8 protein-coding genes are annotated in these 11,261 nt (G+C 42.7%); 4 read left to right on the plus strand and 4 right to left on the minus strand.

Going from position 1 to position 11,261, the window contains the following annotated elements:
- Window positions 1-78: 78 nt before the first annotated feature.
- Window positions 79-1,251: an aspartyl protease family protein gene (locus tag Q0L00_RS10980; protein WP_297336920.1), complete on the minus strand. Its 1,173-nt coding sequence runs from the start codon at window positions 1,249-1,251 to the stop codon at window positions 79-81.
- Between the two features lie 280 nt (window positions 1,252-1,531).
- Here Q0L00_RS10980 and Q0L00_RS10985 point away from each other — a divergent pair, with 280 nt between their 5' ends.
- Window positions 1,532-2,002 (plus strand): transcriptional repressor, encoded by a 471-nt coding sequence (locus tag Q0L00_RS10985; protein ID WP_297336927.1) that lies wholly within the window; start codon window positions 1,532-1,534, stop codon window positions 2,000-2,002.
- Here Q0L00_RS10985 and Q0L00_RS10990 read toward each other — a convergent pair.
- Window positions 1,999-2,439, minus strand: a complete 441-nt coding sequence (locus Q0L00_RS10990; RefSeq protein WP_297336921.1) for a hypothetical protein — start codon at window positions 2,437-2,439, stop codon at window positions 1,999-2,001. The genes Q0L00_RS10985 and Q0L00_RS10990 overlap by 4 nt on opposite strands.
- Before the next feature lies 1 nt (window position 2,440).
- A complete protein-coding gene (locus tag Q0L00_RS10995; RefSeq protein WP_297336922.1) occupies window positions 2,441-3,055 on the minus strand; it encodes a cytochrome c oxidase subunit 3 in 615 nt (204 codons plus the stop codon).
- A gap of 119 nt (window positions 3,056-3,174) precedes the next feature.
- Between Q0L00_RS10995 and mfd the strand changes: the two genes are divergently transcribed.
- A complete protein-coding gene (mfd, locus tag Q0L00_RS11000; protein ID WP_297336928.1) occupies window positions 3,175-6,534 on the plus strand; it encodes a transcription-repair coupling factor in 3,360 nt (1,119 codons plus the stop codon).
- A 172-nt stretch (window positions 6,535-6,706) separates the two neighbouring features.
- Window positions 6,707-7,930 carry a gliding motility lipoprotein GldJ gene (gene gldJ / locus Q0L00_RS11005; protein ID WP_297336923.1) on the plus strand — a complete coding sequence of 408 codons (1,224 nt, stop codon included), beginning with the start codon at window positions 6,707-6,709 and terminating at the stop codon, window positions 7,928-7,930.
- 74 nt (window positions 7,931-8,004) lie between these two features.
- On the opposite strand, the gene Q0L00_RS11010 is transcribed toward gldJ, so the two are convergent.
- Window positions 8,005-8,577, minus strand: a complete 573-nt coding sequence (locus tag Q0L00_RS11010; RefSeq protein ID WP_297336924.1) for an outer membrane beta-barrel protein — start codon at window positions 8,575-8,577, stop codon at window positions 8,005-8,007.
- Window positions 8,578-8,756: 179 nt separating this feature from the next.
- Here Q0L00_RS11010 and Q0L00_RS11015 point away from each other — a divergent pair, with 179 nt between their 5' ends.
- The gene (locus tag Q0L00_RS11015; RefSeq protein ID WP_297336925.1) at window positions 8,757-11,189 is read left to right on the plus strand and encodes a prolyl oligopeptidase family serine peptidase; all 2,433 of its coding nucleotides are present in this window, start codon (window positions 8,757-8,759) and stop codon (window positions 11,187-11,189) included.
- The last annotated feature ends 72 nt before the right edge of the window (window positions 11,190-11,261 follow it).

Consider the following 11,261-nt stretch of genomic DNA (forward strand, 5'->3'; position numbering starts at 1 on the left):
ACGGTTTTTTTTGAAATTGGTTGTCCAAAATTTTGCCGGTTCAAAAGTATGAAATTTAAACCAGATCATTCGCTGATTTCAAATTTGCTTTCGGAGAGTAAACTGATAAGTAAAATCCTCATACTGGACCAAATCCTCATCAAAATAACGACGCACTTCAATTTCAATCGTTCGCCCTTCTTCGGACCTCAAGAGCTTGATCACCTCTGAAAGCTCCCAAATCAAAACTGGGATTTTATTGATACTCAAAATCTCATCGAAGGGTAATACCCCTGCCTGTCCAGCAGGAGAGCCTGCCCGCACATCGCCCACATAAAACCGCTTTTCATCCGAAGGAGTCTTCCGCACAGTCAATCCGCTCATATCGTATTGGTAGGGTGCATAAAAAGCATCTCCTTTTTTGATGTAGGCTTTTTCATTGGGATAATCTAAGATCAAACGCGTGCGACCCAAAACTTCGGAACCCAAACTCCCCAGTCGTCCGGTATTTTTAATGAGGTAAGAAAATGCGGTCTCATCTGGATAGGAGGTCAAGACCTCCTGCTGCTTGAAGCCAGCAATTTTCAACCAGTCCACCCTGCCGATATAGCCATACAGGAGTCCTCCAAGACTTTGGCCCAACTCAGCGGCAATAAAAATCGGAGGCATGGTAATGTCCTCGGTGATTTCTCGATTCAAAAGTAATCCGTGATTTGCTCCGGTATCAATGAGCAGCTTTGCGGTAAGGTGGCTCCCGTCTTTTTGTTGGATTTTAGATTGGATATAAGGCTTATTTTGAACGATTTCTAAGTCCATTTTTCTGAAAAAAAACTTATTCCATCCCAACCTATCGACCTGAAAAAAATCAATTCGCTCATGGTCATAATTAATCTTTACCGGATTAAATTTAAAAAACTCATAACCGATGATCCCGTAAATGGGCACCCCCACTACAGCTTCCAAATCCAGAAAATTATCCTCAATAACCAGCAGACTTTGGGCGATGCCTTCAATGGGTCCCAAATCAAAATGGTTGACTGGAGAGACCGAGGCCATGATTTCATCACTCCCGTCAGCGCCCATGAGATTCAGTCGGCGGGTATATTCCAGTCCTAAGGCATCCCCAAGATCTTTCGAAAATAGGATATTCGATCGAACTCCCGTGTCAATTAAAAAATTCATCGGTGGGTTTCCATTGATCGAAACCGGCACGATGATCAAGCTATTGGAAGCATAAAAAGGCAATACCACCTTTCGCTTATCCTCTTTCATAAAAAAACCAGGTACCTGACCCAGGCTTTCTACTGAAAGGAGGATGAGCAGAAAAATTGAAAAACAACTATTCTTTACCATGAATCGATTTCCGGGGAATGCTTTAATATACGGTTTTTCACAATCAACTGTCAAAAAACATAACCAGTTTTCCCAGGCCACTTGTTTTAAACAAACCGAAAGGGTTTAATTAGATTGAAACCAAATTAGAATCTAAGAGCGCTCAATGGTTGTCAAAAAAATGAGAATGATTCATCTTTATTTTTGGAAAAAAGAGATCATGGCAGATAAAGCACTAATCGAAAAAGCAAAAAAGATATTTGAAAATTTTCTTCTCAAGCAAGGAAGTCGTAAAACCCCTGAGCGGTATTCGGTTATCGATGAACTGTATTCACTTCCCGAAGACGAGCATATTGACGTGGAAGGGCTTTTTCTGAAAATGCGCAATAAAGGATATACCATAAGCCGCGCCACAATTTATAATACCTTGGATCTTTTAGTTGAAAGTGGTTTAGCCGTAAAACACCAATTCAAAGACAAAGTCGCACTCTACGAGCAAGCGCTCACGTACAAGCATCACGATCATCATGTCTGCAATCAATGCCGAAAAATCCGGGAATTTTCTGATCCAAAAATCAATCAGATTAAAGAAATGATCGGAATGAAATTTCAATCCGAAATCACCTCACATTCCTTGGTCCTATATGGAGATTGCCAAATTCCAAACTGTGATCATCAGACGGTAATTTAGCCTTTATTGAAGAGCTTTTTGTAAATGGGTTTTCGGTACAGAAACTGCAAATAAAGTGCAGGATAAAGTAAAAGCGTCATGAAATGATTGGGTCCGGCATAGGTGATTTCATCCCGAATGACGGCCCCTGATTGCTTTTGGATTACCCGGTGTCGATGCTTCCATTTTTTCAGAAAAAAAGGTAATTCGATCCCTTCATCTACAAAGAAAAATTCTCCTTCAACTAAGCCGTCTTCGGTAATTTCACTGGTCCATTTTTGCTTGAAAAAGATAAAATTCAACTCCAAAGACACCAAATCCCCAGTTTTTGACCCATCAAACCGAAGGAGCTCTACCGGAGGAAAAGGAGGACTTAATTTTTTGAAAAGTGATTCATTGAAACCCGCCTTTACTTGGTGAACAGACGAATTGACCCATGTTTCTATCGTAATTTTCATATCAAAGGCTAAGGACAAATAACAAAAACAAAATCAACCAAATCCCATCCATGAATTGCCAATACACGGTAAAAAGCCGGATGCGCATCTTCTCAAAAGGATTGGTTAACAAAATCAACTTTTTTATCTCATCGGCTTGATGTTTTTTCAATTGGATCCAAAGAATTACCGCAAAAATCATTGCTCCCAACAAGTGAAAGATATGGATTCCGCTCAAAACATAAAGAAAACTTCCACTTGGAATACCTTGAAAACTGATTCCCATCGCCTCTAGCTCTTGCCAACCGGAAACTTGCAAAAATGTAAAAACCAGTCCAAGTAATAGGGTGTTCCGAAGGGAATCAATCACTTTCTGGGTGCGCTCCTCTTGGTAAAATATCCGCATCCGCGTAGCCGTGTAACCACTAACCACCAACAAAAATGTGGAAATTAAGAACGAAAGAGGCATTTTTTGGTTCATACCACTTAGCTGGTCCAATCCTGAAAACAGAAAGGCCACAGTCAAAAACAAAAAAATCAAGCCACTTCCAAACATCCCCAAATACAAGAGTGTCTCATAGGGATGTAAATTTTCGATTCGCTGGAACCATGTTTGTTGTTTTTGGGGCGCCTTCACGTTGAGCAAAACAATTTTCGAACCCTTAGGTTCAAAATTTTATTGATTAGATGAATTTGGGATTCAACCATCCAAATCCACTAAATTGCAACCCCAAACCTATAAATCCCTCCCATCCCTTGGACGTACAGGCTTTCCTTTCCATATATCAATCTGATCCTTTTTTACAGACTTTCTCAGAAAAACTTTCCTCTGAAACCAAAGCCGGTTTTCAGATTCGGGGTCTTTCCGGAAGTCTGGACATGGTGGTTTTTGCAAGCTACTTTCGCAGCAAGGGAGGTTTTCATCTGATCATCGCCCAAGACAAAGAAGAAGCCGCTTACCTCAATTCAGATCTCCAAAGTTTATTGGAGCTGGAGGAACACTTGATTTTTCCCTCCAGTTTTAAGCGTCCCTATCAATACGAGGAAGTGGATAATGCCAATGTGCTGCTTCGATCTGAAATTTTAAACCAGGTTTTGGAGCACAAAGACAACTCAAAAATTATCATTACCTATCCGGAGGCGCTCTATGAAAAAGTAATCAATAAGCGGTCCCTAAAAGAAAATACCTTTACGGCTAGTGTAGGCGAAAAAGTGGATATGGAGTTTGTCTCCGAGCTGTTGAGTAGCTATGATTTTGAGCGGACAGACTTTGTCTACGAACCTGGACAATTTGCCATCCGAGGAGGGATTTTGGATGTCTTTTCCTTTTCCAATGAGCACCCTTACCGAATCGAACTTTTTGGAAGAGAAATCGAAAGCATCCGAACCTTTGATCCGGAAACCCAACTCTCGATAGCCTCGGTCAATCAAATTTCTTTAATTCCCAATACTCAAACCAAGCTGCTTCAAGAAGTGCGTCAGTCTTTTCTGGAGTTTTTGCCTGAGCATGCCATCCTTTGGATTAAAGATTATCAGCTCACAGCCGATGTGATGACAGAGGCCTATCATAAGGCTGAACAGACTTTTGAACAAATCCTTGCCAAAACCAATCAAACCAAGACGGTATTGAAACCTGCTGATCTTTTTGACAAGGGAACTGATTTTATCCGGATGGTGAGTGGATTTTCGCATGTGGAATTTGGGCGGCAATTTTATCTCAAAACCCCAACTATCCTAGACTGGGATTCTCAGCCGCAACCTTCATTCAATAAAAATTTTGACCTTCTGGTCAGTAACTTAGCTGAGAATGAAAAGAAAGGATTTACCAATATCATTACTGCTGAAAATGGCAAACAAATCGATCGACTGATCGGGATATTCCAAGAATTGGACCCCACTTTACAGGTTCAAAGCATGTTGATTGGGCTTAGAGAAGGGTTTGAAGACCGAAGCAAAAAGTTGGTATGTTTTACCGATCACCAGCTTTTTGAGCGATTCCACCGATACAAATCCAGGAAAAAAGCCAGTAAATCCAAAGCGCTCACAATCAAGGAACTCAAAGCCCTTCACCCGGGCGATTACATCGTACACGTGGACTACGGTGTCGGTCGATTTGCCGGATTGGAAAAAGTGGATGTAGCCGGTAAAATGCAAGAGGCCGTCCGCTTGGTGTTTCGGGATGACGACTTGCTTTATGTCAATATTCATTCCCTGCACAAAATTTCCAAATACTCGGGACAGGAAGGGCAAATGCCATCGATGTCCAAGTTGGGCTCCCCTGAATGGGAAAATAAAAAGAAGCGCGCCAAAAAGCAGGTAAAAGACATTGCAAAAGATCTCATTGCGCTCTACGCTAAGCGAAGATCGGCTTCGGGTTATGCGTTTTCCGCGGATTCCGTCCTCCAAGTGGAACTGGAAAGTTCCTTCATTTATGAAGACACCCCAGATCAAGCGATTGCAACCTCAGATGTGAAATCGGATATGGAAAAATCCTATCCGATGGACCGATTAGTTTGTGGAGATGTAGGTTTTGGGAAAACCGAAGTGGCCATCCGGGCAGCATTCAAAGCCGTGAACGACCGAAAACAAGTGGCAATATTGGTTCCAACCACGATTTTGGCCATGCAGCATTACCAAACCTTTAAGGAAAGGTTAGCTGATTTTCCAGTCAATGTGGATTACATCAACCGGTTTCGCACAGCCAAGCAAGTCAAGGAAATTATCGAACGGGTCAAAACCGGTGACATTGATATTTTGGTGGGAACACACCGGATTGTGAACAAAGACATCGTTTTTCGAGATTTGGGACTTTTGGTCATAGACGAGGAGCAGAAATTCGGAGTGAAAGTTAAAGATCAACTCAAAAACCTTCGGGTCAATGTGGATGTCTTAACCTTAACTGCGACCCCGATCCCGCGAACCCTTCACTTTTCACTCATGGGGGCCCGAGATTTATCGGTCATTGCTACTCCTCCCCCCAACAGACAACCGGTTACTACGGAAGTTCAGACTTTTCAAGAGGAAGTGATACGAGATGCCATCGCTTATGAGTTGCGGCGCGGTGGACAAGTCTTTTTTGTCCACAATCGGGTAGGAGAAATCGACAGTATTGCAAACCTGATCATGAAATTGGTCCCGGAAGCACGAGTGGTCGGAGCACATGGTCAAATGGACGGCAAAAAACTGGAGCAGGTCATGGTAGATTTTATCAATCACGAATACGATGTTTTAGTCTCTACCAATATTATTGAGTCGGGATTGGACATTTCCAATGCCAATACCATCATCATCAACAGAGCTCATATGTTTGGGCTAAGCGATCTCCATCAAATGCGCGGAAGAGTCGGACGAAGTAATAAAAAAGCATTTTGTTACCTTTTAACCCCGCCGATGTCCGGATTGACGCCGGAATCCCGGAAGCGACTGCAAACCTTAGAGGAGTTTTCCGATTTGGGTGACGGGTTCAAAGTTGCCATGAAGGACCTTGATATTCGGGGTGCGGGAAATCTATTAGGGGCAGAACAAAGTGGATTCATTACCGATTTGGGATTTGAAATGTATCATAAGATTCTCGACGAGGCGGTTCAGGAACTAAAGGAAAATGAATTTGCGGCACTTTTTGAAGAGGACCTAAAGGAAAAAGTCAAAGTGCTGGTCCAGGATTGTACGATCGAAACGGATTTGGAACTGTTAATCCCTGAGGAATACGTGGGCAATATCAGTGAACGACTGGGATTGTATTCCAAGTTGGATTCGATCAAAAATGAGGAGGAATTGGAGGCATTCGCTGCAATGCTTCTGGATCGGTTTGGCCCGGTTCCCGAATCGGTCGTGGATTTAATGGAAACGGTGCGTTTGCGTTGGAAAGCAGAAAAATTGGGAATTGAAAAACTAGTCCTAAAAAGCAATCAGATGAAATGCTACCTGCTACCGGCGAGTCGAGAAGACTTTTACAGCTCTCCGGTGTTTATGCAGATTATGAGGTTTGCTCAATTGAATTCCCGACATTTTAAAATAAAAGAACACAAAAATCGTTTGATTCTTACCGTAACTGAAGTGGGGAGCATTTCTTCCGCCCAAAAATGGCTAAAAGAGATGCTTGAAATCAAAAATTAAAAAATTTAACTGGCATAAATATTGCACTTTCGCACACAAAATTTGTCGTAAATGACCAAATTCGCTTAATTGAAAGCCTTCGCTCTTGAAATAGAAGGATATTTACAATTGGAAGTGCCTGTTATAGGCTATATATTAGCGCTTTAAACTTGATCTAAACTCGAAAAAACATATGCGTTTTAGTAACAAATCCTATGGAATATGGGCCGCCGCTCTGATGATCGTCGGAGGGTCCTTGCTCTCTTCCTGTAACAAAACTCCAGGTTATGGTCGACGCACCGCTAACAATCCCGGAAAAAAAAGTGCTACCACCGGAGCTGAATTTTCTTTTGAGGAAAACGATTCGACCAATTTTTTTGTAGCCAAAAATGCGGAGCAAATTCCAGGTCCAAACTTGAAATTTATCCAAGGGGGTAGGGCTGTTTTGGGTTCTCAAGAAGAGGATGTGATGGCTTTCCGAGACAATTTGGAGCGAACAATTACCGTAGCCAATTTCTACCTTGACGAAACTGAAATCACCAATAACGATTTTAGAGAATTTCTCTTCGACATGAAAAAGCGAGTGAGTGCTGATTCATTGGCAAATCTTGAGCCAAGAGAAGACGTGTGGGGTGGGGCCTTGTCCTTCAATGACATGTATCAATCGTATTATTTCAGATTCCCAGGGTTTAATTTTTACCCCGTAGCGGGAGTATCTTGGCAACAAGCCAATACCTATGCCAAATGGAGAACTGAATATGTACAAGAACTTATTCGTGAAGAGCGTGGCATAGACTCCTCGTTCACCAAATCACAATTAATCGAGCGAGGAGTTGCGCTTGCAGATTACCGCCTTCCTAGTGAAGCTGAATGGGAATATGCTGCCAAAGCGATGATTGGAACACAGTATTTGGATGAAAACCAGGAATATGGCCGAATATATCCCTGGGATGGTCGAGGAGTTAGAAATCCGTATAATGTCAAGCGTAAAGGCAAGCAAGGGGATTTCCTAGCTAACTTTAAGCGTGGTAGAGGTGACTATGGAGGTATTTCTGGAAATCAGCGAAACGATGGAGAGATCCTTCCTACCAATGTATACGACATGGCTCCCAATGACTTTGGGCTTTATCATATGGCGGGAAATATGAACGAGTGGGTTTATGATGTTTATCGTCCATTGACTTATCAGGATGCTGATGACCTAAATCCAGTTCGAAAGGATGGGTATCAGGATGAGGCAGAAAACTACGAAATATCCAAATTCAGTGATGAAATCAGAGTTTATAAAGGGGGAAGCTGGAGAGATGTTACCTACTGGCTAGCGCCAGGTACGCGTAGATTTATGCATCAAGACTCTGCGACCAATCACATTGGATTCCGATGTGCGATGATTTCTATCGGAGAAAAAGGAAAATAAAAATCCTTTCGCTGAAAAAAGGCCAAGTTGAACAAAATCAACTTGGCCTTTTTTATTGGTCTCCAATCAAAAGATCAAAACTTGAGTCGAAAACCCGTCTGAGCAAAAAATCCATTCGTTCGTCCAAAATCAATTTGAGCAAAAGCCGGAGAAATATCATTGACCGACCATTCATAGGAAAGATCTACAAACAGGATCCAGATATTTAAACCCGTCCCGGCAAATACCCCCCATGCAGGATCATTCAACTCATCTGGATTGATATCTCCAGTATCGGTGTAAAGAAATGCCGACGGCCCGACAAAACCTCTCCAGGCAAAAATGGACTCTTCATTTCCAATCAGATAGGCTCCCAGACTTACCGGAATCCTAATTCCCTTAAAATCCGGATCACTGATGTTGATCCCCTGGGTATTTCCATCTTGAATTGCAAAACTCCTAGAGATGAAAAACAGTCCAGGCTCGACATACATTTTCTTTCCAAATTCCACACTGAGCCCGACCTGCCAGCTTCCATTTCCATTGATGACATCATCGGAAGATTTTACATCAGAAAAATTAAGCCCAATAGTGGGTTTTATGGCTTGTCCATAGCCAAAAATGCAGCTAAAGAAGAATAAAATAACGAATGGAGTTGACTTTTTCATAGCAAGGTTTTTTTGATAATCAAGGTAATTAAATCTTTAAAAAAATTAAATCAAATTCCATTAAATCCATCGCTATCCAGTAAGCATTCATTAAAACACGGGATTGACCATTGGATAAGATTTCTGAAAAAAGTCAGCCTGGGTTGATTATTTTAGGGTATTAAAATCATAAAATGAATATGAGCCTAAAAAGAAAACTACAATCCCTAATTTGGCTAGTTGTAGCAGCATTTTGTTTGCCTGCTTTTGGTCAAACTTACCAAACTCCGCCCAGTGCTATTGCGGATTTGGTCAACGCCCCAAACACCCCATCGGTTCGCTTCTCCAAAGATGGAGATTGGATGATGCTTTTAGAAAGTGCAGGAAATCCCACCATTGCGGAGCTTGCCCAGCCTGAACTGAGAATCGCCGGCATGCGAATCAATCCTGCTACTTCTGGACCTTCCAGAAGTCGATCTGTGGAAAATATTAAAATCCGGATGACCAAGAGTGGGGAGGAGATCCAAATCAAGAGCTTGCCAGAAAACCCTGCCATGGGTGGTTTTGCGCTTTCTAAAGATGAAAAATACCTGGCCTTTACCAATACCGAAGCTAAAGGCATCAGCCTGTGGGTGGTAGATATGGTGACATTTACAGCAAAAAAACTAACCGATCCCATTCTCAATGATGTAATGGGTAATGTGATGACTTGGACCCCAGAAAATCAAATCCTGATCAAAGCCAATAATCCAGATCGCGGATCCATACCAGAAGAACCTGCTGCTCCTGCAGGTCCAGTAATTCAAGAAACAAGTGGTGATGCTGCTCCTTCCAGAACCTATCAGGATCTGTTGAGCAATCCTTACGATGAGCAACTTTTTGCTTACTTCATGGATACTCAACTGATGCTCGTTGATCTTGATGGGAATAAAAAAGCCGTTGGACCGAAGGCTATGATCAAGTCTTTTGATCTTTCTCCTGACGGTTCTTACCTACTTGTAGAGATTATTAAGCAACCATTTTCCTACCTAGTTCCAGCCTCTCGCTTCCCGTATGATGTGGAGATTTGGTCCAAGGAGGGACAAAAAGTAAAAACTTTCGCTCAGATTCCGTTGGACGAAGTCAGACCAACAGGATTTGATGCGACCGTAACTGGCCCAAGAAGCATCAACTGGAGAGCAGATAAGCCTGCGGTATTGTATTGGGTGGAAGCTCAAGACGGCGGAGATGGCAAAGTGGAAATGGAAGAGCGTGAGATCGTCTATACCTTGGCTGCTCCATTTTCCGGAAGCAAGCAAAAATTAGCGACTACTTCACTCCGTTTTGGGGGAATTTCCTGGTCAACTGATGATTTTGCCATCTTAAATGAGCGTTGGTTCGGTGCCCGTCGAGAAATCCGATCCGTCATCAACCCATCTAATCCTGCCCAGGAAAAACGCGTAATCATTGACCGTTCTTACGACGACATTTACAATGATCCGGGAAGTCCGATGTACACTGAAAATGAATTTGGAGAAAATGTGCTCTTGAGAAAAGGCGATTTGATTTTTATGACTTCTGAGGGAGGAAGCCCAGAGGGAAGTATGCCTTTCTTATCCACATTTAATACCAAAACCAAAGAGCAAGAAATCCTATGGAGGTCCGAAGCTCCATTTTACGAGCGTGTGGTCAAAGTCTTGGATGATGAGGGAACCGAATTCATTACCCTGAAAGAAAGTACAGACATCCAGCCTAATTATTGGTTGGTCAATACCAAAAGAAGAATAGCTCCTCAGCAGGTGACCGCATTCGCTCACCCTTATGAATCCATTAAAGGAATCAACAAGCAATTGGTCAAGTACAAACGTAAGGATGGTTTGGATCTTTCAGCTGTCATTTATACCCCAGAAGGATTTACACCAGGCGAAGATGCACCACTACCCGTATTGATGTGGGCTTATCCAAGAGAATACAAATCAGCCGAAATCGCATCTCAGGTAAGAGGCTCAAAGTATCGATTTACCCGATTAAGCTGGGGTTCACCAATCTACTGGGTGACTCAGGGCTATGCGATTATGGACCAGACTGAGATGCCTATCGTAGGTGAAGGAGACAAAGAGCCGAATGACTACTTTATTGAGCAATTGGTCGCGAATGCCGAGGCTGCGATCGATCATATCGTCGAGTTGGGAATCGGTGACCGAAATAGAATTGGGGTTGGAGGACACTCTTACGGTGCCTTTATGACGGCCAATTTGCTTTCACACACCGATTTATTTGCCGCCGGTATCGCTCGAAGCGGAGCGTATAACCGAACCTTGACCCCTTTTGGATTCCAGTATGAGCAACGAAGCTACTGGGAAGCACCGGAGGTTTATTTCAACATGTCTCCCTTCTCTTTTGCCCACAAGGTGAAAACTCCACTCCTGATGGTTCATGGAGAAGCGGACAATAATTCCGGCACTTTCCCTATCCAATCGGAACGTTATTACAATGCACTGAAAGGACACGGGGCTACTGCCAAATTGGTGTTCTTGCCTCACGAAAGTCACGGTTATGCGGCCAAAGAATCCATTCTCCACACGCTGTATGAAATGGATAGCTGGCTGGAAAAATACGTAAAGAACAAAAACAAAATTGAGCCTTCGCGGTAATTGAGCTCAAACTCTAAAATCGGGTAGGAGAAACGGGATTAGTTCCCGTTTCGACCTCCCACACCACCGTAC

It is taken from the genome of Algoriphagus sp. (assembly GCF_024305035.1).
Taxonomy (GTDB): domain Bacteria; phylum Bacteroidota; class Bacteroidia; order Cytophagales; family Cyclobacteriaceae; genus Algoriphagus.

Bases quoted from the DNA above. Each gene is read 5' to 3' on its own strand.
- Q0L00_RS10985 (WP_297336927.1), top strand. From the start codon at position 1,532: ATGGCAGATAAAGCACTAATCGAAAAAGCAAAAAAGATATTTGAAAAT.
- gldJ (WP_297336923.1), top strand. From the start codon at position 6,707: ATGCGTTTTAGTAACAAATCCTATGGAATATGGGCCGCCGCTCTGATG.
- Q0L00_RS10990 (WP_297336921.1), bottom strand. From the start codon at position 2,439: ATGAAAATTACGATAGAAACATGGGTCAATTCGTCTGTTCACCAAGTA.
- Q0L00_RS10980 (WP_297336920.1), bottom strand. From the start codon at position 1,251: ATGAAAGAGGATAAGCGAAAGGTGGTATTGCCTTTTTATGCTTCCAAT.
- Q0L00_RS11010 (WP_297336924.1), bottom strand. From the start codon at position 8,577: ATGAAAAAGTCAACTCCATTCGTTATTTTATTCTTCTTTAGCTGCATT.
- Q0L00_RS11015 (WP_297336925.1), top strand. From the start codon at position 8,757: ATGAGCCTAAAAAGAAAACTACAATCCCTAATTTGGCTAGTTGTAGCA.